This is a genomic window from Pseudomonas sp. OF001 (assembly GCF_904426495.1).
GTDB lineage: Bacteria > Pseudomonadota > Gammaproteobacteria > Pseudomonadales > Pseudomonadaceae > Geopseudomonas.
In genome coordinates, this window is the sequence record NZ_CAJGBM010000006.1 from 1 (window position 1) to 22,109 (window position 22,109).

20 protein-coding genes and 2 tRNA genes are annotated in these 22,109 nt (G+C 69.5%); 7 read left to right on the forward strand and 15 right to left on the reverse strand.

The features are described 5' to 3' along the window. Positions 1-296 precede the first annotated feature (296 nt). The 7 genes from tsaA to RA210_RS04810 all read right to left on the reverse strand — a co-directional run bounded on the left by tsaA (position 297) and on the right by RA210_RS04810 (position 5,772). On the reverse strand, positions 297-995 hold the full coding sequence (tsaA, locus tag RA210_RS04780; protein WP_136489443.1) for a tRNA (N6-threonylcarbamoyladenosine(37)-N6)-methyltransferase TrmO: 699 nt from the start codon (positions 993-995) through the stop codon (positions 297-299). A 98-nt stretch (positions 996-1,093) separates the two neighbouring features. After that, a complete protein-coding gene (trpB, locus tag RA210_RS04785) occupies positions 1,094-2,302 on the reverse strand; it encodes a tryptophan synthase subunit beta (protein ID WP_201485580.1) in 1,209 nt (402 codons plus the stop codon). Positions 2,303-2,519: 217 nt separating this feature from the next. After that, the gene (locus RA210_RS04790) at positions 2,520-3,233 is read right to left on the reverse strand and encodes a ZIP family metal transporter (RefSeq protein WP_201485581.1); all 714 of its coding nucleotides are present in this window, start codon (positions 3,231-3,233) and stop codon (positions 2,520-2,522) included. Between the two features lie 107 nt (positions 3,234-3,340). After that, the gene (rimO, locus tag RA210_RS04795) at positions 3,341-4,666 is read right to left on the reverse strand and encodes a 30S ribosomal protein S12 methylthiotransferase RimO (protein ID WP_201485582.1); all 1,326 of its coding nucleotides are present in this window, start codon (positions 4,664-4,666) and stop codon (positions 3,341-3,343) included. A gap of 141 nt (positions 4,667-4,807) precedes the next feature. Continuing rightward, positions 4,808-5,350, reverse strand: a complete 543-nt coding sequence (locus tag RA210_RS04800; RefSeq protein ID WP_201485583.1) for a cytochrome b — start codon at positions 5,348-5,350, stop codon at positions 4,808-4,810. A gap of 135 nt (positions 5,351-5,485) precedes the next feature. Next, positions 5,486-5,562, reverse strand: a tRNA-Met gene (locus RA210_RS04805). Between the two features lie 133 nt (positions 5,563-5,695). Continuing rightward, a tRNA-Met gene (locus RA210_RS04810) sits at positions 5,696-5,772 on the reverse strand. Between the two features lie 219 nt (positions 5,773-5,991). On the opposite strand from RA210_RS04810, the gene dinB reads away from it, so the two are divergent. Next, positions 5,992-7,044 (forward strand): DNA polymerase IV, encoded by a 1,053-nt coding sequence (gene dinB, locus RA210_RS04815; RefSeq protein ID WP_168772495.1) that lies wholly within the window; start codon positions 5,992-5,994, stop codon positions 7,042-7,044. Position 7,045: 1 nt separating this feature from the next. Here the strand turns inward: dinB and RA210_RS04820 are convergent, their stop codons facing one another. Genes RA210_RS04820 through RA210_RS04835 form a run of 4 tightly spaced genes read right to left on the reverse strand, consistent with a single transcriptional unit; the run spans position 7,046 to position 11,717 of the window. Then, positions 7,046-7,450 (reverse strand): META domain-containing protein, encoded by a 405-nt coding sequence (locus RA210_RS04820; RefSeq protein WP_136489437.1) that lies wholly within the window; start codon positions 7,448-7,450, stop codon positions 7,046-7,048. Further along, positions 7,450-7,887, reverse strand: a complete 438-nt coding sequence (locus RA210_RS04825; RefSeq protein WP_136489436.1) for a hypothetical protein — start codon at positions 7,885-7,887, stop codon at positions 7,450-7,452. Before RA210_RS04825 ends, RA210_RS04820 begins: the two co-directional genes overlap by 1 nt. 47 nt (positions 7,888-7,934) lie before the next feature. Then, on the reverse strand, positions 7,935-8,921 hold the full coding sequence (locus RA210_RS04830; protein ID WP_201485584.1) for a 2-hydroxyacid dehydrogenase: 987 nt from the start codon (positions 8,919-8,921) through the stop codon (positions 7,935-7,937). A 12-nt stretch (positions 8,922-8,933) separates the two neighbouring features. Then, positions 8,934-11,717 (reverse strand): response regulator, encoded by a 2,784-nt coding sequence (locus RA210_RS04835; protein ID WP_136489434.1) that lies wholly within the window; start codon positions 11,715-11,717, stop codon positions 8,934-8,936. 176 nt (positions 11,718-11,893) lie between these two features. On the opposite strand from RA210_RS04835, the gene cysM reads away from it, so the two are divergent. The 5 genes from cysM to RA210_RS04860 all read left to right on the forward strand — a co-directional run bounded on the left by cysM (position 11,894) and on the right by RA210_RS04860 (position 18,043). Next, entirely contained in the window at positions 11,894-12,799 is a 906-nt protein-coding gene (cysM, locus tag RA210_RS04840) for a cysteine synthase CysM (protein WP_136489433.1), read from the forward strand. Between the two features lie 69 nt (positions 12,800-12,868). Further along, on the forward strand, positions 12,869-14,233 hold the full coding sequence (gene rlmD / locus RA210_RS04845; protein WP_136489432.1) for a 23S rRNA (uracil(1939)-C(5))-methyltransferase RlmD: 1,365 nt from the start codon (positions 12,869-12,871) through the stop codon (positions 14,231-14,233). 100 nt (positions 14,234-14,333) lie between these two features. Beyond that, positions 14,334-16,580 (forward strand): GTP diphosphokinase, encoded by a 2,247-nt coding sequence (gene relA, locus RA210_RS04850; protein WP_136489431.1) that lies wholly within the window; start codon positions 14,334-14,336, stop codon positions 16,578-16,580. A 7-nt stretch (positions 16,581-16,587) separates the two neighbouring features. Beyond that, positions 16,588-17,421: a nucleoside triphosphate pyrophosphohydrolase gene (mazG, locus tag RA210_RS04855; protein WP_201485639.1), complete on the forward strand. Its 834-nt coding sequence runs from the start codon at positions 16,588-16,590 to the stop codon at positions 17,419-17,421. A 79-nt stretch (positions 17,422-17,500) separates the two neighbouring features. Further along, positions 17,501-18,043, forward strand: a complete 543-nt coding sequence (locus tag RA210_RS04860) for a DUF2058 domain-containing protein (protein ID WP_136489430.1) — start codon at positions 17,501-17,503, stop codon at positions 18,041-18,043. A 9-nt stretch (positions 18,044-18,052) separates the two neighbouring features. On the opposite strand, the gene RA210_RS04865 is transcribed toward RA210_RS04860, so the two are convergent. The 4 genes from RA210_RS04865 to purM form a co-directional block, all read right to left on the reverse strand. After that, positions 18,053-18,319: a Rho-binding antiterminator gene (locus RA210_RS04865; RefSeq protein WP_136489429.1), complete on the reverse strand. Its 267-nt coding sequence runs from the start codon at positions 18,317-18,319 to the stop codon at positions 18,053-18,055. A gap of 105 nt (positions 18,320-18,424) precedes the next feature. Continuing rightward, positions 18,425-19,135 (reverse strand): DUF3108 domain-containing protein, encoded by a 711-nt coding sequence (locus RA210_RS04870; protein ID WP_136489428.1) that lies wholly within the window; start codon positions 19,133-19,135, stop codon positions 18,425-18,427. A 36-nt stretch (positions 19,136-19,171) separates the two neighbouring features. Further along, the gene (gene purN, locus RA210_RS04875; protein ID WP_201485585.1) at positions 19,172-19,837 is read right to left on the reverse strand and encodes a phosphoribosylglycinamide formyltransferase; all 666 of its coding nucleotides are present in this window, start codon (positions 19,835-19,837) and stop codon (positions 19,172-19,174) included. Beyond that, positions 19,837-20,895, reverse strand: coding sequence for a phosphoribosylformylglycinamidine cyclo-ligase (gene purM, locus RA210_RS04880; RefSeq protein WP_201485586.1), 1,059 nt, complete (start codon positions 20,893-20,895; stop codon positions 19,837-19,839). Before purM ends, purN begins: the two co-directional genes overlap by 1 nt. 160 nt (positions 20,896-21,055) lie before the next feature. Between purM and RA210_RS04885 the strand changes: the two genes are divergently transcribed. Continuing rightward, on the forward strand, positions 21,056-22,099 hold the full coding sequence (locus RA210_RS04885; protein WP_201485587.1) for a DUF2066 domain-containing protein: 1,044 nt from the start codon (positions 21,056-21,058) through the stop codon (positions 22,097-22,099). Positions 22,100-22,109 lie beyond the last annotated feature (10 nt).

Sequence of the window (22,109 nt, forward strand, 5' to 3'; positions counted from 1 at the left end):
TTTTTTCGACGGAATGGCTGCAGGCTACAACGTCGTAGCCTGGCCAGAAAGCAGCAAGATCAATAGGATGCACGGTGACAGCAGGGGGCAGGCGTTGGTGTGTTTGGCGACTGCCAATTTACCTGCTTCCCTGTCTGTCAATCCGCTCTTCCCCACGATCCCGCGAAGAACCAAAAATAAGACGAACCGCGCAACGGAAAACGGCGGAGCCCCGGTGATGGGCTCCGCCGTTTTCGCTTATGGACGGCCGCTCAAGCAGCGCAGCGAGCAGCCAACGGTGCTGCGCATAGCGCACCCTACGCTTCGGCGCGCACCACCTCCAGCACGCGGATGCGCTCGGGGGCGGGGTAGTGCCAGCGCACCTGCAGGTCCCAGAAGCGCACCCCGTAGCGGCGCTCCGGCGTAGGCACCTGGTAGGCCGGACGCGGGTCCTGGGCCAGGCACTGCTCGATCAGCTCGACCACCGGTTCGCCCAGACGCAGCGCCTGCTCGCGGGCCTGGGCCAGAGCGCTAGCGCACCAGTCGACCGGGATCGCCGGCGGCGGCGCGTCGGCGATGGCGTTGCGGGCCTCGTCGACGATGTCGGCGTAGGGCACGTAGGGCTTGATGTCCAGCACCGGGGTGCCGTCCAGCAGGTCGATGCCGGACAGGTGCAGGCGGCCCGCCTCGACCCGCTCCAGTTTCACCACGGACTGGCCGATGCCATTGGGGCGGTGGGTGGCGCGGGTGGCGAACACCCCCAGCGAGCGGTTGCCGCCCAGACGCGGCGGGCGCACCTTGAGCCGCGGCCGGTCCTCCAGCGCCTGGTGGAACAGGAACAGCAGCCAGACGTGACTGACCTGCTCCAGCCCGGCCACCGCGGAGCCATCGTCGAACGGCGGCACGAGTTCCAGCACGCCGCGGGCGGCCGGGGCCAGTTGCGGCTGGCGCGGGATGGCGAACTTTTCCTTGAAGCAGGAACGCAGGTAGCCGACGGGGCTGACGCTGTAGGACATGGCGGGGAGACCGGGGAGGCGACGGGGCAGCGGGGATGATACGCGCCGGACGGCGGGAGAGCACCCCGCGTCCCGGGGGACGCGGGGTGTGCGAGCGGTTACAGGCCGAGCAGCTTGGCCACGTAATCGGCGTCCTTGTCGCCACGACCGGACAGGTTGACCAGGATGTGCGCATCCTTCGGCAGGGTCGGTGCCACGCGCATGGCCCAGGCCACCGCGTGGGCGCTTTCCAGGGCGGGGATGATGCCCTCGACGCGCGACAGGGTCATGAAGGCGTCGAGGCATTCCTGGTCGCTGGCGGTCTGGTAGCTGACCCGGCCGATGTCCTTCAGGTAGCTGTGCTGCGGGCCGACGCCGGGGTAGTCGAGGCCGGAGGCGATCGAGTGCACCGCGGCCGGTTTGCCTTCGGCGTCTTCCAGCACGTAGCAGGCCATGCCGTGCAGCTCGCCGGGCTTGCCCATCGACAGGGTGGCCGAGTGGCGGCCGGGCTTGTCCAGACCTTCGCCGGCCGGCTCGACGCCGACCAGGTTGACGCTCTCGTCGTCGAGGAAGGCGGTGAACATGCCCATGGCGTTGGAGCCGCCGCCGACGCAGGCGGCGACGTGGTCGGGCAGGCGGCCGTGCTTGCCGAGGAACTGCGCGCGGGCCTCGGTGCCGATGATCGACTGGAAGTCGCGGACCATCTTCGGGAACGGGTGCGGGCCGACCACCGAGCCGATGGCGTAGATGAAGTTGTGCGGGTCCTTGAGGTATTCCTCGAAGGCGCTGTCCACCGCCTCCTTGAGGGTCGCCGCGCCGCGGGTCACCGGCACCAGTTTGCAGCCGAGGATCTTCATCTTGGTGACGTTGGGATGTTCCTTCTCGATGTCCACCTGGCCCATGTGGATCTCGCAGGGGATGCCCACCAGCGCGCAGGCGGTGGCCAGCGCCACGCCGTGCTGGCCGGCGCCGGTCTCGGCGATCACCTTGGTCTTGCCCATGAACTTGGCCAGCAGCGCCTCGCCCAGGCAGTGGTTGATCTTGTGCGCGCCGGTGTGGTTGAGGTCCTCGCGCTTGAGGTGGATCTGCGCGCCGCCGAGCTGCTCGGAGAGGCGGCGGGCATGGAAGATCGGGCTGGGACGGCCGACGTAGTCGGCGAACAGGCTGGCCAGCTCCTGCTGGAAGTCCTCGCGCTGGCGGATCTCCTCGTAGGCAGCGTCGATCTCGTCCATCACCTGCTTGAGTTCCGGTGGCACCAGCTGGCCGCCGTAGGGGCCGAAGTAGCCGCGGGCATCGGGCATGGGGGCGAAGCGGGAGGTGGAACTCATCGTGGGCACTCTTCCTGAAGTGGGCGCAAGGGGACGGGGCGGGCAGGGCGCCCCGCTGGGTCGTGATGATCTTAACGAGTCGCGCCCCGCAGCGGAACTCGCAGGCAGTCGTCCGCGGCGGCAGTCGCATCCCGGGATGCCGGCCAGTTCGCCGTCACGGTGACGAAGATCGCAAGGTGTTTCCGTTGCGGGGCGGTTGGCCGGCCGAATCGGCCCCTCAGGCCCCCAGGGGCTGGCCGATCATCCCCAGCAGGAAGCCGGCCACCGCGCCCAGCGGCGGAGCCCAGTGGCGGCGCAGCGGGATCTGCGGAGCGATGTCCTGGAACACCGAGTAGAGGATGCCGCCGGAGGCGCTCAGCATGATGGCGCCGACGACCTCGGAGTAGGGCGCCAGCCACAGGTAGCCGCAGAGGCCGGCGAACGGGCCGAGCAGGGCGATCAGGGTGAACAGGCCGAGAATCTGCCGGTTGTCGAGGCGCGAGGAGCGGCGCAGTTCGCGGTAGGCGTTGAAGCCTTCCGGCAGGTTCTGCAGGGCCATCAGCAGGGCCAGCAGCAGGCCGGCGTGGCTGCCGAGCGCCATGGCCGCGCCGAGGGCGAGGGTTTCGGGGATGTAGTCGAACAGCATGTCGACCGCCTGGCTGGCCGAGGTGCGATGGGCGGCAAGGTAGCGGTCGATCAGCATGAACAGCACGCCGCCGGCGGCGAAGCACAGCGCACCGAGCCAGACCGGCAGGGTGCGCATGCCCTCGGGGACCAGCACCAGGGTCACGGCGGCGAGCAGGGCGCCGGCGCCGAAGGCGAGAATGGTGTGGCGCAGTTCGGTTTCCAGCCAGCGCGGGTGGATGTGTTCGCGGATGGCGAGCAAGGCGCCGGCCGGCATGGCCAGTCCGGCGAACAGGGTGAGGGCGAGTATCTGCAGCCAGGGATTCATCGGCGGTCTCCATCCATGCCGGACGAGCAGACATTACACCCCATTCCCCGCGTCGGGCCCAGAGACGACGAGCCCGGCACTGGGCCGGGCTCGTCGGGGGAGGGGGCTTAAATCACTTCGGCCCAGAGGTCGTACTCGTCGGCGTCGGTGACGCGCACCCACACCTTGTCGCCCGGCTGCAGGTCGCGGTCGCTGTCGACGTAGACGTTGCCGTCGATCTCCGGGGCGTCGGCGGCGGAGCGGCCGATGGCGCCCTGCTCGTCGACTTCGTCGATCAGCACCTCGATCTCCTTGCCGATCTTCAGCTGCAGGCGTGCCGCGCTGATCGCCTGCTGGTGGGCCATGAAGCGCTCCCAGCGCTCCTGCTTGACCTCGTCCGGCACCGCCTCCAGGCCCAGCTCCTCGGCCGGGGCGCCCTCGACCGGCGAGTACTGGAAGCAGCCGACGCGATCGAGCTGCGCCTCGGTCAGCCAGTCGAGCAGGTACTGGAAGTCTTCCTCGGTCTCGCCGGGGAAGCCGACGATGAAGGTCGAGCGGATGGTCAGCTCCGGACAGATCTCGCGCCACTTCTTGATCCGCGCCAGGGTCTGGTCCTCGAAGGCCGGGCGCTTCATCGCCTTGAGCACCTTGGGGCTGGCGTGCTGGAAGGGGATGTCCAGGTACGGCAGGAGCTTGCCGGCGGCCATCAGCGGGATGACGTCGTCGACGTTGGGGTAGGGGTAGACGTAGTGCAGGCGCACCCACACGCCCATGCCGGAGAGCGCCTCGCACAGCTCGAGCATGCGGGTCTTCACCGGCTGGCCGTTCCAGAAGTCCAGCTTGTACTTGAGGTCGACGCCGTAGGCGCTGGTGTCCTGGCTGATCACCAGCAGCTCCTTGACCCCGGCCTTGACCAGGCGCTCGGCCTCGGACAGCACGTCGCCGACCGGACGGCTGACCAGCTTGCCGCGCATCGAGGGGATGATGCAGAAGCTGCAGCTGTGGTTGCAGCCCTCGGAAATCTTCAGGTAGGCGTAGTGGCGCGGGGTCAGCTTGATGCCCTGCGGCGGCACCAGGTCGACGAACGGGTCGTGGTCGACCTTGGGCGGCACCACCTCGTGCACGGCGTTGACCACCTGCTCGTACTGCTGCGGGCCGGTGACCGCCAGCACGCTGGGGTGGACGTTGCGGATGCTGTCCTCGGAGACGCCCATGCAGCCGGTGACGATCACCTTGCCGTTCTCGGCCAGCGCCTCGCCGATGGCGTCGAGCGACTCGGCCTTGGCGCTGTCGATGAAGCCGCAGGTGTTGACCACCACCACGTCGGCATCCTCGTAGGAGGGGACGATCTGGTAGCCCTCCATGCGCAGCTGGGTGAGGATGCGTTCGCTATCGACGGTCGCTTTCGGGCAACCGAGACTTACGAAGCCGACTTTGGGGGTGGAGCTGGACATGCAGGCTGACCTCTGGGTGACGCCGCGCGGGCGCTTGATCAAAAAGTGCGCAATTCTAGCGGTGCCGGGCGCGCTTGGCCAGTGCTGCAGGGAGGAACGCAGGCCCCGCGACAGTGCGGGCGGGGCCTGCTGCGGAGGATTTCAGTCGCGGCCCGGCAGCATGCGGGTCAGGGTGTTGTCGCGGCTGACATAGTGGTGGAACAGGCCGGCAGCGGCGTGCAGGGCGATCAGCCAGTAGCCCGCCTGGCCGCCGAACTCGTGCAGTTCCTCGATGTTTTCCGCCAGGCTGTGGTTCTGCGGCACCAGCATGGGCAGCTCGATGCCGAAGAAGGGCGCCGGCTTGCCCTCGGCGTTGAGCAGCAGCCAGCCCAGCAGCGGCATGCCGATCATCAGGGCGTAGAGGGCGAGGTGCATCAGGTGGGCCATGCCGGTCTGCCAGGCCGGCGGTGCCGGCTGGATCGCCGGCGTCCTGCCCGTCAGGCGGCCGAGCAGGCGCAGCCAGACCAGGGCGAAGATGCACAGGCCGAGGACGAAGTGCCAGTACTTGAGGCCTTCGCGGATGTCGCTGCCCTTGGGGAAGTTGCCCTTGAGTTCGATGCAGGCATAGACCGCCGCGATCAGCAGCAGCATGACCCAGTGCAGGGCGATGGACAGGGGACTGTAGCGTGAGGGGGAAGAGGCCATGCTGACTCCGGACAGGCGATTCGAATCGATGCCGGTAGTCTAGGGCGCCAACCTTAAGCCAAGCTGAGGGGGGGCGGCTGTGCTTTTCGCGCAGCAACGAAAAAGGCCATTCCGGAGAATGGCCTTTTCGAGATTTGGTTGCGGGGGCAGGATTTGAACCTACGACCTTCGGGTTATGAGCCCGACGAGCTACCAGACTGCTCCACCCCGCGTCTGATGTCGGCCATTCTACTCGCAAATGGCTGGCAGTCAACCAATAGTTTTTCTGAATCAATGGCTTGCCGCGAGAAACGGCTGCGAGCAGAAACGACAAAGGCCATTCCGGAGAATGGCCTTTTCGAGATTTGGTTGCGGGGGCAGGATTTGAACCTACGACCTTCGGGTTATGAGCCCGACGAGCTACCAGACTGCTCCACCCCGCGTCTGTGGTTGGCGATTTTACGCAAAAGCGCCGCGGTGTCAAGCGCTATCTTGAAAAACGTTCGCCGGATCAAGCAGTTATGCGCCCGGGCAGAGCGCCTGGCAGCCACCAGGCCCCGTCCGGCGCGGCCGCCAGAGTGCTGCGCCCTTTGCTGGCGCCAGGCGTTACACTGGCGGTCCGCCTGTATCGTTCCGGAGTCCGGCCTCTGCCGTCCCGCGCCGTGCGCAAGATCATCCACATTGACTGCGACTGCTTCTTCGCCGCCATCGAGATGCGCGACGACCCGCGTCTGGCCGGCCGGCCGATGGCGGTGGGCGGTGCGCCGGACCGCCGCGGGGTGATCGCCACCTGCAACTACGAGGCGCGCGCCTTCGGCGTGCACTCGGCGATGGCCTCGCGCCAGGCGCTGGCGCTGTGCCCGCAGCTGCTGATCGTGCGGCCGCGCTTCGAGGCCTACAAGGCGGCCTCGCGGCAGATCCACGCCATCCTGCAGGACTACACCGAGCTGATCGAGCCGCTGTCGCTGGACGAGGCCTACCTCGACGTTTCCGACTCGGCGCATTTCTCCGGCAGCGCCACGCGCATCGCCCAGGACATCCGCCGGCGGGTGCGCGAGCAGCTGGACATCACGGTATCGGCCGGGGTGGCGCCGAACAAGTTCCTCGCCAAGATCGCCAGCGACTGGCACAAGCCCGACGGCCTGTGCGTGATCACGCCGCCGGAGGTCGATGCCTTCGTCGCCGCGTTGCCGGTGGCGCGCCTGCACGGAGTGGGCAAGGTCACCGCCGAGCGTCTGGCGCGGCTCGGCATCCAGCGCTGCAGCGACCTGCGCGAGTGGCAGCGGCTGGCGCTGGTGCGCGAGTTCGGCAGCTTCGGCGAGCGCCTGTGGCAGCTGGCCCGTGGCATCGACGAGCGCCCGGTACGGGTCGAGCGGCGCCGGCAGACGCTGAGCGTCGAGCACACCTTCGATCGCGACCTGCCGGACCTGGCCGCCTGCGTGGCCGAGCTGCCGGCGCTGCTCGAGCAACTGGAGCACCGCCTGGCGCGCCTGGACAGCGCTTACCGGGCGGACAAGCCGCTGGTCAAGCTGAAGTTCCACGACTTCACCCAGACTACCCTGGAGCAGGCCGGCGCCGGGCGCGATGGCGGCAGCTACCAGCGTCTGCTGGCGGCAGCCTTCGCCCGCGGCGGCAGGCCGGTGCGGCTGATCGGTGTGGGCGTGCGCCTGGTCGACCTGCGCGAGGGGGGGGAGCAACTGGTGCTGTTCGAATAGCTCAGCCTTCGTCCGGCCACAGGCGGATCGGCTTGCCCTGTTCCGGCCACAGGCGCAGCTGCTCGAGCGGCGAGACGTCCCAGCGGCGCACCTGCTGCAACGCCCGGAAGAAGCGTGCTTCCTGCTCCATCAGGCTCGGCGAGCAGAGCTTGCGGGTGCTGCCGACCTGGCTGAAACGCAGGATCTCGCCTTCCAGGCCGTAGCCGGCGAACCAGTGGTTGCAGCCGCCGGTGCCGTAGGCGCGGTCGTCGGCGCCGAAGGTGATGGTCAGGTGGCTGCCCTCGAGCAGCGGGCGCTCGTCGATCCACTCGACGCGGTAGGTGCGCTCCTGCTCCAGGGGCGGTGGCGTGGCGGCGCAGCCGGCGAGCGCGGCGGCGGCGACGAGCAAGGCGGTACGCGGCAACATCAGGCCTCCTTGGCGCTGCACTGCGGACAGAGATGGCGGCCGGCGCGGTTGGCCCAGCCCAGTTCGGCAAGGCGCGCCTCGGCTGCCGGAGCGCGGGCCTTGTCGCCCAGCGCGCCGTCGACGGCGAACTCGAGGTCGAGCTGCACGCCGCAGCCGTCGCAGGCCACCTGCCAGGTGTGGATGTTCAGCTCGCGGAACGCAGGGCCGCGGGCCACCGCCAGCCACTGGCCGGGCGGGGTGATCAGGTGGCGGACCTTTTCCACGGCGAGGCGCATGGACAGGTCGCGGCTGCCCTTGAGGGTCACCAGCAGGATGTCGCCGACCTTGATCGAGCCGCCGTTGCCGGTGACCTGATAGCGGCCGGGCGCCAGCGCACGGCACTCGGTGAGGGTGTGTTGCGGGTTGAGCAGGGTGTAGCGGAAATCGTGTTCGGTCATGGAGCCTCCGGGCAAGGCGGGCATGCTAGCACGCTGTCCATGACGGTTCAGGCCTGCACCTGGTTGCTCGGCCGTCCGGCCTGCCAGGCGACGACGTTGTCCAGGGTGGTGCCGGCGATGGCCGCCAGCGCCTCGCGGGTGAGGAAGGCCTGGTGGGCGGTGACTATCACGTTGGGGAAGGTCAGCAGGCGCGCCAGCACGTCGTCCTGCAGCGGCTGGTCGGAGCGGTCCTCGAAGAACAGGTCGGCCTCCTCTTCGTAGACGTCGAGGCCCAGGTAGCCGAGCTGGCCGCTCTTCAGTGCGCCGATCAGCGCCGGGGTGTCGACCAGGGCGCCGCGCCCGGTATTGATCAGCATGGCTCCGTGCTTCATCCGCGCCAGGCTGTGGCGGTCGATCAGGTGGCGGGTGGCGGCGGTCAGCGGGCAGTGCAGGCTGAGGATGTCGCTGCTCGCCAGCAGTTCGTCGAGCGCCACGTAGCGCGCACCGAGGGCGACCAGACCGGCGTCGGGCTGCGGGTCGAACAGCCGCACCTGGCAACCGAAGCCCAGCATGATGCGGGCGAACACCGCACCGATCTGGCCGGTACCGACCACCCCGACGGTCTTGCCGTGCAGGTCGAAGCCGGTCAGGCCGTGCAGGGAGAAATCGCCCTCGCGGGTGCGGTTGAAGGCGCGGTGCAGGCGTCGGTTGAGGGCCAGCACCAGGCCCACGGCATGTTCGGCCACCGCGTGCGGCGAGTAGGCCGGCACGCGCACCACCGGCAGGCCGAGGCGTGCGGCGGCGTGCAGGTCGACGTGGTTGTAGCCGGCCGAGCGCAGGGCGATCAGCCGCGTGCCGGCCTGCGCCAGCCGCTCCAGCACCGGCGCGGACAGGTCGTCGTTGACGAAGGCGCAGACCACCGTGCTGCCGGCGGCCAGGGCGGCGGTGTCGACGTCCAGGCGCGCGTCGAGGAAGTGCAGGTCGAAGCCGCCGTCGTTGGCGGCGGCGAAGCTGTCGCGGTCGTAGGGCTTGCTGCTGAACAGGGTGATGCGCACGGGGACTCCTCGTTACGACGCCGTATCCGGGGCGGGGCGGGCGGCCTGTTCGGCCAGGCGGGTGATGGCGGCATCCAGCTCGTCGAGGGCGACGCTGGCCGGGGCGTTCTGCTTGAGCAGGCTCTCGCTGCGCTGGCAGGCGGCGCGCAGCTGCGGCACGCCGCAGTAGCGCGTGGCGCCGTGCAGGCGGTGGATGCGCTCGAGCAGCGCGGTGGTGTCGTTGGCAGCGCGCGCCTGGCGGATCGCCGCCTGGTCGGACTCCAGCGAGTCGAGCAGCATGGCCAGCATGTCGGCGGCCAGCTCGGCCTTGCCGGCGGCCAGACGCAGGCCCTCCTCGGGGTCGAGCACGCGCAGCTCCGGGGCGGCACTGCCGCGCTCGGGCAGGTGGCTGGCCGCCGGCTCGCTGCCGCGCAGCGACAGACCGGTCCACTTGAGCACCACCTGGGCCAGCTGGCGCTCGCTGATCGGCTTGGTCAGGTAGTCGTCCATGCCGCACTGCAGCAGGGCGCGCTTCTCGCTGGCCAGGGCGTGGGCGGTCAGGGCGACGATCGGCAGGGGCGACTGGCGCTGCTCGAGCTCCCACTGGCGGATCGCCTCGGTGGTCTCGCGGCCGTTCATGCCGGGCATCTGCACGTCCATGAACACCAGATCGAAGTTGTCCTGCTGCACCGCGCACAGTGCGGCGTAGCCGTTGTCGACGGCGGTGACCTGGGCGCCCATGTCGCCGAGCAGGGTCTTGACCAGCATCAGGTTGGCCGGGTTGTCGTCGACGCACAGCAGGCGCGGCGCGCGGCTGGCGCCGGTGGCGTGGTTGCTGCCGCTCGGTTCGCTGCGCTGCGCGCGCGGGCTGAGCATGTCGATCAGGGTGCGCTGCAGCTTGCGCGTGCACACCGGCTTGGCCTGCAGCTGGCCGTGGTCGGCCGGCAGGCTGGCGTGATACAGCATCAGCTCGGTGGTCGGGCACAGCAGCAGGCTCTGGCAGCCCTGCTGGTTGAGCTCCCACAGCTGGCGGCTGAGGCGCTCGGGCGGATGCTCGCTGGTATCGATGCCGATCAGGGCGATGGCCAGCGGCGCGCTGCCGTGCTGGCGCAGGGCCGCCTCCTCGATCAGCGCGTCGAGGTTGCCGAACTCGATCACCTGCAGGCCGCAGTCCTCGAGCTGGTGGCGCAGCGACTGGCGGGCCAGTTCGTGGCTTTCCAGCAGCGCGGCGCAGCGTCCGCCGAGCAGGGCGCGCGGCAGTTCGTCGCTTTCCTCGGCGGCCTTGGGCAGGTCGAGCAGCAGCCAGAACTCGGCGCCATGGCCGCTCTCGCTGGTCACGCCGATCTCGCCGCCCATCTGTTCGATCAGGCGCTTGGAGATCACCAGGCCGAGGCCGGTGCCGCCGGCCTGTCGCGAACTGGAGTTGTCGACCTGGTTGAACGGCTGGAACAGGCTGCGCTGCTCGGCCTCGGACAGGCCGACGCCGCTGTCCTGCACGCTGATGCGCAGGTGGGCGCGGTCGCCGAGGTCCTCCTCGAGCATGGCGCGCACCACGATGCTGCCGCTGCGGGTGAACTTGATGGCATTGCTGACCAGGTTGGTGATCACCTGCTTGAGGCGCAGCGGGTCGCCGACCAGCGCCTGCGGCGTGTCGCGGTAGATCAGGCTGACCAGTTCGAGGCGCTTTTCGTGGGCGGCGGGGGCGAGGATGGTGAGGACGTCCTGGATCAGGTCGCGCAGGTTGAACGGCACCTGTTCGAGGAGCAGCTTGCCGGCCTCGATCTTCGAGAAGTCGAGGATCTCGTTGATGATCGCCAGCAGGTTGTCGGCGGACTTCTCGATGGTCGCCAGGTGGTCCTGCTGGCGGCTGTCCAGGCCGCTCTTGCGCAGCAGGTTGGTGAAGCCGAGGATGCCGTTGAGCGGGGTGCGGATCTCGTGGCTCATGTTGGCGAGGAACTCGGACTTCATGCGGTTGGCCTCCACCGCCTCCTTGCGCGCCAGATTGAGTTCGATGTTCTGCACCTCGATGTTTTCCAAGGTGCTGCGCAGGTCCTCGGTGGCCTGCTCGACGCTCTGCTGCAGCTCGTCGTGGGCGCTCTCCAGCGCCTCGGCCATGCGGTTGATGCCGGCGGCCAGCTCGTTCAGCTCGCGGCTGTCGAGGCTCGGCAGGCGGGTGTGCAGCTGGCCGTCGCGGATCTGCGCCACGCCCTGGCTGATCTGCGCCAGCGGCTGGTTGATCGAGCGGCTCAGGCGCAGGCCGAGCAGGGCACTCAGGCCCAGTGTGGTGAGGGTCAGCAGCAGGCTGGCGAGCAGGCTGCGGTAGCTCTGCAGCAGGGTGTTCTGGTGCGACAGCTCGACCTCGATCCAGCCGAGCAGGTTGTCGTCCTCGTTCTGCGGCGCCTGCCCGCCGAGCTGGCGGTGGTGGCCGTAGACCGGCAGGCGGAAGCGCGTGGCGCTGAGGCTGCGGGCCTGGCTGAGCAGCCCGGGCTGCGCCGCGGGAGGCTCGCCGCGCATGCGCGGGCCGGCGTGGGCCAGGGGTCTGCCCTCGGCGTCGAGCAGGCTGATGGCGCGTACGTCGCTCTGTTCGAGGCTGCGGGTCGCCAGGCGCTCGAGTAGCTCCCGGTCGCCGGCGGCCAGCGGGCGGGCGCTGAGCGGTGCCAGGTGTTCGGCCAGCAGTTGGCCGCGGTCGTCGAGCTGGTGCTGCATCTGCGCCAGCTGGGTGTAGGTGAAGTAGCTGCCGAGCACCAGCGCCAGCAGGCTGGTGGGCAGCAGGGACAGCAGCAGGATGCGGCCCTTGATCCCGAGTTTGTCGAACACGCAGATTCTCCGCTGCACTACTGGGTTGGCGGCAGTGTAGCGCCTCGCCAGAGGTCGGCAAGCGCGCGAACCTTATATCTTGAGGTTATAAGGTTCGATCGTGCCGTGTTATCGGCCCGCCCGGTTTGCCGTTATCATAGCGCTCCCCCTGGCCGCTGCGATGACCGAGCGCTTCCATGACCGTGCAGTATCCCACCATCGCCGACTGCGTCGGCAACACTCCGCTGGTGCGCCTGCAGCGCCTGCCGGGCCCGACCACGAACACCCTCCTGGTCAAGCTGGAGGGCAACAACCCGGCCGGCTCGGTGAAGGACCGTCCGGCGCTGTCGATGATCACCCGCGCCGAGCTGCGCGGCGACATCCAGCCCGGCGACACCCTGATCGAGGCCACCTCCGGCAACACCGGCATCGCCCTGGCGATGGCAGCGGCGATCAAGGGCTACCGGATGGTGCTGATCATGCCGGACAACATGAGCGCCGAGCGCAAGGCGGCGATGACCGCCTACGGCGCCGAGCTGGTGCTGGTCAGCAAGGCCGAGGGCATGGAGGGCGCCCGCGACCTGGCGCTGAGGATGCAGACCGAGGGCCGCGGCAAGGTGCTCGACCAGTTCGGCAACCTCGACAACCCGCAGGCCCACTACGAGAGCACCGGCCCGGAGATCTGGCGGCAGACCCAGGGCAGCATCACCCACTTCATCAGCTCGATGGGCACCACCGGCACCATCATGGGCGTGTCGCGCTATCTCAAGGAGCAGAACCCGGCGGTGCAGATCGTCGGCCTGCAGCCGCAGGAGGGCTCGGCCATCCCCGGCATCCGCCGCTGGCCGCAGGAGTACCTGCCGAAGATCTTCGACGCCAGCCGCGTCGACCGGGTGATCGACATGGCGCAGGGCGAGGCCGAGGACACCATGCGTCGTCTGGCGCGCGAGGAAGGCATCTTCTGCGGCGTGTCCTCGGGCGGCGCGGTGGCGGCCATGCTGCGCCTGTCGCGCGAGGTGGAGAACGCGGTGATGGTGGCGATCATCTGCGACCGCGGCGACCGCTACCTGTCCACCGGCGTCTACGACGAGCCGCAGGCCTGAGCCCGCGGTCGAGCACGCTTTCCCTGCGGTGCGCCCGGCGCACCCTACACTGAATCTGCAGGTCGCCTGATGGCCAAACGCAATACCGGGCTGCGCTTCCAGCCGAGCGGCGGCGCACGCGCCGCACAACTGCCGGTCGGCAAGAAGCAACGCCTCTGCATCGAACGCCTGGCCCACGACGGCCGCGGCATCGCCCACGAGGGCGGCCGCACCTGGTTCGTCGCCGGGGCCCTGGCCGGGGAAACGGTCGAGGCCCGCGTGCTGGCCGCGCGCAGCCAGGTGGTGGACGCGCGGGTCGAGCGGCTGCTCGAGCCCAGCGCCCTGCGCCGCGAGCCGCCCTGTCCGCTGGCGGGACGCTGCGGCGGTTGCACCCTGCAGCACCTGCCGCACGCCGAGCAGCTGGCGCTCAAGCAGCGCACCCTGGCCGAGCAGCTGCAGCGTCTGGCCGGTCTGGCGCCCGAGGAGTGGGCGCCGCCGCTGGTCGGGCCGGAGTTCGGCTACCGGCGCCGCGCGCGCCTGGCGGTGCGCTGGGATGCCAAGGGCCGGCGGCTGGAGGTCGGCTTCCGCGCCGCGGCAAGTCAGGCGATAGTCGATCTGGACCGCTGCGCGGTACTGGTACAGGCTTTGCAATCGCTGCTCGCCGAACTGCCGGCGGTGCTGCGCGGCCTGCGCAAGCCGCAGGCCATCGGCCACGCCGAGCTGTTCCAGGGCACCGCCAGTGCGCTGCTGGTGCGCCACACCCAGCCGCTGGCGGAGGAGGATCGCGCCGCGCTGCGGGCCTTCTGCGCCGCGCACGGCGCCCAGCTGTGGTGGCAGGGCGAGGGCGAGCCGCAGGCGGACGAGCCGACGCAGGAGCTGGGCTATCGGCTGGAGGGCGAGGGGCTGACCCTGGCCTGGCGGCCGGGCGACTTCGTCCAGGTCAACGCCCCGGTCAACGAGGCGATGCTCGCCCAGGCCATGGCCTGGCTGGCGCCGCAGGCCGACGAACGGGTGCTCGACCTGTTCTGCGGCCTGGGCAACTTCGCCCTGCCGCTGGCCCGGCGCGCCGCCGAGGTGGTGGGGGTGGAGGGCGTGCAGGCGATGGTCGAGCGGGCCGCGGCGAATGCCGCGGCCAATGGCCTGGGCAATGCGCACTTTTTCCGCGCCGACCTGTCCCAGCCGCTGGGCCAGACGGGCTGGGCGCGCGGCGGTTTCGCCGCGGTACTGCTGGACCCGCCGCGTGACGGCGCGGCGGCGGTGGTCGGCCAGCTGCGTGCCCTGGGCGCGCGGCGCGTGCTCTACGTGTCGTGCAACCCGGCCACGCTGGCGCGCGACGCGGCAGCGCTGGCGCAGCAGGGCTATCGCCTGAAGCGCGCCGGCATCCTCGACATGTTCCCGCAGACGGCGCATGTGGAGGCGATGGCATTGTTCGAGGCGGACGCCGAGCGTCCGTAGGCGCACCGGTCCGCAGAAGGCCGGCGCAGGCAGGACCCGCGGAGGCGGGCCCTTGACCGGGCACGGCTGTTCCGTGCCCTGGCAGGAAAGGTGAAAGACGATGGTACAGGTAAGAGCGCAACAGCCGGTCAACACCGACGGCAGCATCAACCTCGAGGCCTGGCTGGATCACATCCTCGATGTCGACCCGGCCCTCGATCGCGACAGCCTGCGCAAGGCCTGCGAGTTCGCCCGCGAGGTCGAGCAGCAGGCGATCGCCGCGCAGAACATCTGGGCCGAGGGCATGTCGAGCTTCCGTACCGGCCTTGAGATCGCCGAGATCCTCGCCGACCTCAAGCTCGACCAGGAGTCGCTGGTCGCCGCCGTGCTCTACCGTGCGGTGCGCGAGGGCAAGACCAGCCTGGAGGCGGTCGGCCAGCGCTTCGGCGCCCAGGTCGCCAAGCTGATCGAGGGCGTGCTGCGCATGGCCGCGATCAGTGCCAGTCTCAATCCGCGCCAGTCCATGGTGCTTGGCGCCCAGGCGCAGGTGGAGAACCTGCGCAAGATGCTGGTGGCGATGATCGACGACGTGCGCGTGGCGCTGATCAAGCTGGCCGAGCGCACCTGTGCCATCCGTGCGGTGAAGAACGCCCCCGACGACAAGCGCTACCGGGTGGCCCGCGAGGTGTTCGACATCTATGCGCCGCTGGCCCATCGCCTGGGCATCGGTCACATCAAGTGGGAACTCGAGGACCTGTCGTTCCGCTACCTCGAGCCCGAGCAGTACAAGCAGATCGCCAAGCTGCTGCACGAGCGCCGTCTCGATCGCGAGCAGTACATCAACAGCGTGATGAGCCAGTTGCGCGAGGAACTCGACGCCACCGGCATCGAGGCCGACATCAGCGGCCGGGTCAAGCACATCTATTCGATCTGGCGCAAGATGCAGCGCAAGGGTCTGGAGTTCAGCCAGATCTACGACGTGCGCGCCGTGCGCATCCTGGTGCCCGAGGTGCGCGACTGCTACACCGCCCTCGGCATCGTGCACACCCTGTGGCGGCACATTCCCAAGGAGTTCGACGACTACATCGCCAACCCCAAGGAGAACGGCTACCGCTCGCTGCACACCGCGGTGATCGGCCCCGAGGGCAAGGTGCTGGAGGTGCAGATCCGCACCCACGCCATGCACGAGGAGGCCGAGCTGGGCGTGTGCGCCCACTGGCTGTACAAGGGCACCGACGTCAACTCCGGCTCCAGCCACTACGAGGAGAAGATCGCCTGGCTGCGCCAGGTGCTCGAATGGCACGAGGAGCTGGGCGACATCGGCGGCCTGGCCGAGCAGCTGCGCGTCGACATCGAGCCCGACCGCGTCTATGTGTTCACTCCCGACGGCCACGCCATCGACCTGCCGACCGGCGCCACACCGCTGGACTTCGCCTACCGGGTGCACACCGAGATCGGCCACAACTGCCGCGGCGCCAAGGTCAACGGGCGCATCGTGCCGCTCACCTACAGCCTGCAGACCGGCGAGCAGGTGGAGATCATCACCGGCAAGCACGGTGCGCCGAGCCGCGACTGGCTCAACCCCAACCTCGGCTACGTGACCACCTCGCGGGCGCGGGCGAAGATCGTCCACTGGTTCAAGACCCAGGCGCGCGACCAGAACGTGATCGCCGGCAAGAACTACCTGGAGCGCGAGCTGGTGCGCCTGGCGCTGACCGCGGTCGACCCCGAGCGCCTCGCCGAGAAGTGCAACCTGAAGACCGCCGAGGACCTCTACGCCGCTCTCGGCGCCGGCGACCTGCGCCTGTCGCAGGTGGTCAACGCCGCCCAGCAGCTGGTCGAGCCCGAGCGCAGCTTCGAGGTGGTCGACCTGATCGGCCGCCGTGGTCCCAGTGGCCCGCGCGGCGGACGCGACGAGATCCAGATCCTCGGCGTCGGCAACCTGCTCACCCAGATGGCCGGCTGCTGCCAGCCGGTGCCGGGCGAGCCGATCGTCGGCTACATCACCCAGGGCCGCGGGGTGAGCATCCACCGCCAGGACTGCCCGAGCGCCCTGCAGCTGCGCGAGCGCGAGCCCGAGCGGATCATCCAGGTCAGCTGGGGCCAGGCGCCGGCCAAGACCTATCCGGTGGACATCCAGATCCGCGCCTACGACCGCTCCGGTCTGCTGCGCGACGTGTCGCAGATGCTGCTCAACGAGAAGATCAACGTGCTGGCGGTCAACACCCAGTCGGACAAGAGCGACAACACCGCCAACATGCGCCTGACCATCGAGATTCCCGGCATGGAGGCGCTGGGCCGCCTGCTGGCGCGCATCTCGCAGCTGCCCAACATCATCGAAGCGCGGCGCAGCCGCTCGGGGGCCTGAGATGGACATGTACCGGCTGGACGACCTGCTGCACCTGATGGCCCGCCTGCGCGACCCGCAATACGGCTGCCCCTGGGACCTCAAGCAGGACTACGCCAGCATCGTGCCGCACACCCTGGAGGAGGCCTACGAGGTGGCCGATGCCATCGAGCGCGGCGACTTCGCCCACCTGCCGGGCGAGCTGGGCGACCTGCTGTTCCAGGTGATCTACTACAGCCAGCTGGGTCGCGAGGAGGGGCGCTTCGACTTCGCCCGGGTGGTCGACGGCATCACCCGCAAGCTGATCCGCCGCCATCCCCACGTGTTCCCCGACGGCGACCTGTACGGCGCGCCCGACCTGCCGAGGCTCGCCGAGGCGGCGATCCGGCAGCGCTGGGAGGAGATCAAGGCCGAGGAGCGCGCCGAGCAGGTGGCCGCGCCGGAGCAGCTGTCGCTGCTCGACGACATCCCCCAGGCGCTGCCGGCGCTGTCGCGGGCGGCCAAGCTGCAGAAGCGCGCCGCCCAGGTCGGCTTCGACTGGCCGGCGCCGCTGCCGGTGCTGGACAAGCTGCAGGAGGAGCTCGACGAGGTGCTCGAGGCGATGGCCGAGGGCGACCAGGCGCACATCGCCGAGGAGGTCGGCGACCTGCTGTTCGTCGCGGTCAACCTGGCCCGCCATCTCAAGGTCGAGCCGGAGGCGGCGCTGCGCGCGGCCAACCGCAAGTTCGAGCGCCGCTTCCGGTTCATCGAGCAGGCCTTGCGCGCCGCCGGCAAGGCCATGGATGATTGCCCCCTCGAAGAGCTGGACGCCCTGTGGGGCGAGGCCAAGCGCCAGGAGCGGGAAGGCCCGGCCTGCGGCTAGCCGCTCCCGCGCTCCATTCGCGACGGCGCGCCCGGGTGGCGTGCCGTCCCTGTCAGATTCCCCGGCAACAAGGTAAGTCATGAGTCTTTCCCTACGCGACCAGCTGCTCAAGGCGGGTCTGGTCAACGAGAAGCAGGCCAAGCAGGCGGCCAAGCAGAAGCAGAAGCAGCAGCGTCTGGAGCACAAGGGCCAGGCGGAGAAGGACGACTCGCAGCGCGAGGCGGCACTCAAGGCGCAGGCCGAGAAGCTGGCCCGCGACCAGGAGCTGAACCGCCAGCAGCAGGAGAAGGCGCAGAAGAAGGCGCTGGCGGCCCAGGTCAGGCAACTGATCGAGGGCAGCCGCCTGCCGCGACTGGATGGCGACGACTACTACAACTTCGTCGACGACAAGAAGGTCAAGCGCATCGCGGTCAACCCGATGCTGCGCGACAAGCTCAGCCGCGGCACCCTGGCCATCGTGCGTCTGGAGGGCAAGTACGAGCTGATCCCGCGCGAGGCGGCGCTCAAGGTGCAGGAGCGCGAGCCGCAGCGCATCGTCCTGCTCAACGTCGCCAGCGAGGTGCCGGACGCCGAGGACGATCCGTACAAGGATTACGTGATCCCCGACGACCTGATGTGGTGATCTTGCGGGTCAGGACTGCAGTGCGATGCGCCCGAAGCGCGCGCCGGGCGTCAGCGGCGTGATGGCGCGCAGGCGGTCCTGGCGCAGCTGGCGGGTGGCTCCGGCCACCTGCACCAGCAGCACTTCCTCCTTGTTCGGCAGGGTGCGGGTGTCCAGTGCGCGCCCTTCCAGCCAGCTGCCGTCGGTCAGCTCGATGCGCAGGCGGTAGCCGTACAGGCAGGCGATCTCCAGGTAGTCGTGGCGGTCGCAGGCCAGCGGCCGGTAGCTGTCGGACATGATGGCGGCCTCGCGGCAGGATGTTTTCTGCCAGCATACGCGCGCGCCCCGCACAGCAAAACGCCCGGCATGGACCGGGCGTTTTGCTGTGCGGGGACGAGGGCTTCAGCTGCCCTTGACGGCGCGGCCGTCGACCGTGCCCTGCTTGAGCATGATCTGGTATTCCTTGCCGTCCTTCTCCACCTGGTGCAGGCGCACCAGCAGGTGGCCCCAGTCCCTGGCGAACCACAGTACCGTCTTGCGGTTGGACTTGGTGGGGTCGCGCACCCGCTCGACCTTGAGGGCGGTGATCTGGCCGGCCTCGGTCTGCACCTGCTCCTCGCCGAGCACGCGGAAGTCGTAGGTCTCGATCTCGTCGCCGTCGAGCACCTGGTAGCTCATGCTCTTCTTGCCGGCGGCGACGTCTTCCTGCAGGGCCAGTTGGTAGGTGGACTTGTCGAGCAGGCCGCTCTTGAGTACCAGTTTCACCGGATGGTCGCGGTCGTGGCCGGTGACCATCTTGGCCTGCCAGTCGAAGTCGTGGGCGATGCTCTTGCTCTTGCCCAGGCCGCTGCGTTCGAAACGGTAGCTGAGCGGCACGAAGCGCTGCTTGTCGTAGCGGAAGCGGCTTTCCTCGCTCAGTCCGGCCACCAGCATCGAGGCCTTGAACTGCAGGGTCCAGCTGCCGTCGGCGGCCTTCGCCAGGTGGCGCTCGGCGCTGCCGCTGACCGGCACCTGCTGCCAGTCGGCGGTGTACTGGGCGCTGAAGGGTTCCAGGGCCAGGGCGGCGGTGGGCAGGCCGCAGAGGGCCAGGGCAAGCGTGAGCGCGCGGCGCATGACGATCTCCTTGATGGCGGATGCTTGCCCGCTGCCTCAGTGCGGCAGCGGCAAGTCGCGTATCTGCTGGCCGCTGGCCGGCAGGGGGGTGCCGTCCAGTTCGGCGCCCTGGTGGCCGAGACGCAGGCGTCCCTCGGCGAACCAGCGCACGGCCAGCGGATAGATGTGATGCTCGCCGATCTGCACGCGCTTGGCCAGCCGCTCGGGGCTATCGCCTGCCTGCACCGGCACCACGGCCTGTACGACCAGCGGTCCGCCGTCGAGTTCCTCGGTGACGAAGTGCACGCTGCAGCCATGCTCGGCATCCCCGGCCTCCAGCGCGCGCTGGTGGGTGTGCAGGCCCTTGTACTTGGGCAGCAGCGAGGGATGGATGTTGAGCAGGCGACCGGCATAGTGGCGCACGAAGCCCGGAGTGAGGATGCGCATGAAGCCGGCCAGCACCACCAGGTCGGGCCGGTGGGCGTCGATGGCCTCGATCAGTGCGGCATCGAAGGCCTCGCGGCCTTCGAACGCCTTGTGGTCCAGCACGGCGGTGGCGATCCCGGCGTTCTGCGCGCGGACCAGGCCGTAGGCATCGGCGCGGTTGGAGATCACCGCACCGATGCGGGCCGGGATGCCGCCTTCGGCGATGCCGTCGATCAGCGCCTGCAGGTTGCTGCCGGAGCCGGAGATCAGCACCACCACGTTGCAGGTGTTGCCCATCAGTGCGCCTTCAGGTTGTTCAGCACCACGCGCTCGGCGTCTTCGCCGCAGGCGGCGATGCTGCCGATCAGCCACGGGGCTTCGCCCGCGGCGCGCAGGCTGGCCAGGGCGGTGTCGACCTGCTCCTGCGCCACGCAGATGACCATGCCGACGCCGCAGTTGAGCACGCGGTGCATCTCGTGCTCGTCGACGTTGCCCTTCTCCTGCAGCCAGTCGAACACCGCCGGACGGGTCCAGCTGGCCACGTCGATCACCGCCTGGGCGCCTTCCGGCAGCACGCGGGGGATGTTGTCGAGCAGGCCGCCGCCGGTGATGTGGGCCATGGCCTTGACCGCGCCGGTGTCCCTGATCAGCTGGAGCAGCGGCTTGACGTAGATGCGGGTCGGCGCCATCAGCAGGTCGGCCAGCTTGGTGCCGTCCAGCTCGGTGGCCTCGATGTCGGTGCCGGACACCTCGAGGATCTTGCGGATCAGCGAGTAGCCGTTGGAGTGCGGGCCGGAGGAGGGCAGGGCGATCAGCGCGTCGCCGGTCTGCACCTTCGAGCCGTCGATGATCTCGCTCTTCTCCACCACGCCGACGCAGAAGCCGGCCAGGTCGTAGTCCTCGCCCTCGTACATGCCGGGCATCTCGGCGGTCTCGCCGCCGACCAGCGAGCAGCCGGCCAGTTCGCAGCCGGCGCCGATGCCGGTGACCACGGTGGCGGCCACGTCGACGTTGAGCTTGCCGGTGGCGTAGTAGTCGAGGAAGAACAGCGGCTCGGCGCCGCACACCACCAGGTCGTTGACGCACATGGCGACCAGGTCCTGGCCGATGCTGTCGTGCTTGTTCAGGTTCAGCGCCAGGCGCAGCTTGGTGCCGACGCCGTCGGTGCCGGACACCAGCACCGGCTGTTTGTAGCCGGCGGGGATCTCGCACAGGGCGCCGAAGCCGCCCAGCCCGCCCATCACTTCCGGGCGCGCGGTGCGCTTGGCCACGCCTTTGATGCGTTCGACCAGGGCTTCGCCGGCGTCGATGTCTACACCGGCGTCCTTGTAGCTGATGGAGGGTTGCTTGCTCATGAATGCGGGCCTTTGCGGGAAGTGCGGGAAAGCGCGCGATTCTAGCATCCTTGCCCGGGAGCGGCCATCACGGGCGGTTGCCGCCGTCCGGGCGGCTGTTTAAGGTATAGGCCTTGTCTGGCGCGCATCTGGCGCGTCCGTTGCCCTGTCGAGATGCCCCATGCGCCTGATCGCCCGCTGGTTCGCCTGCTGCCTGTTGTTCGCCACCCTGTCGGCCACCGCCGCGCAGGTCGAGGGATTGTACGAGGTGCACGAACCGGTGGCCTCGCAGGACCCGGCCGAGCGTGCTGCGGCGATGAGCCGCGCGCTGCAGACCCTGGTGGTGCGCCTGACCGGCAAGCGCGAGTCGGCCCAGGACAGCCGCCTGCAGCCGCTGCTGGCCGATCCGCAGCAGCTGGTGCAGCAGTACGTCTACGAGTCCGGCACGCCGGTGACCCTGTCGGTGGTGTTCGATCCGGTGCTCACCCAGCGCGCCCTGCGCGATGCCGGTCTGAGCCTGCTGAACGCCGAGCGCGCCAGCGTGCTGGCCTGGTGGCTGAACGAGGGCGAGACCGGCAGCAGCCTGCTGGCTGGGGACCAGGATGGCGCGGCCGTCCTGCGCGATGCCGCGCGCAATCGCGGTGTGCCGCTGAGCCTGCCGCTGGGCGATCTCGACGAGCAGCTGCTGGCCAATGCGCAGACCCTGCGCGGCAGCGACGGCCAGGCCCTGCAGGGCGCCTCGGCGCGCTACGCCGCCGACGCCCTGCTCGCGGTGGTGGCCAAGGGCGCCGCTGACAGCTGGCAGGCCGACTGGCAGCTGTGGATGGGCGACAAGCGCGCCGCAGGCTCCAGCAGCGCCGCCAGCCAGGCCGCCCTGGCCGACGCCGTGCTGCTGGAGGTCGGCGAGCAACTGGCCGGCCGTTTCGCCGCCAGCGCCGCGGCACAGAGCCTGACCCTCGAGGTGCAGGGCAGCGACCTCGGTCGCTATGTCGCCCTGCAGCGCCTGCTCGAACCCTTCGCGCCGCGCCTGCAGGCGGTGGTCGGCAGCAGCCTGGTCTATCAGGTCAAGGCCAGCCCCGAGCAACTGCGCGCCCAGCTGCAGCTCGGTCGCCTGCATGAGGTGCCGGCGCAGGCCGTCGACGCTCAGGCCGCGCCGCAGCCGCCCCAGCAGCCGCCGCTGCAGGTGCCGGCGCCGTCGGCCGATCGCCTGCGCTTCGCCTGGTAAGGCGACGTCT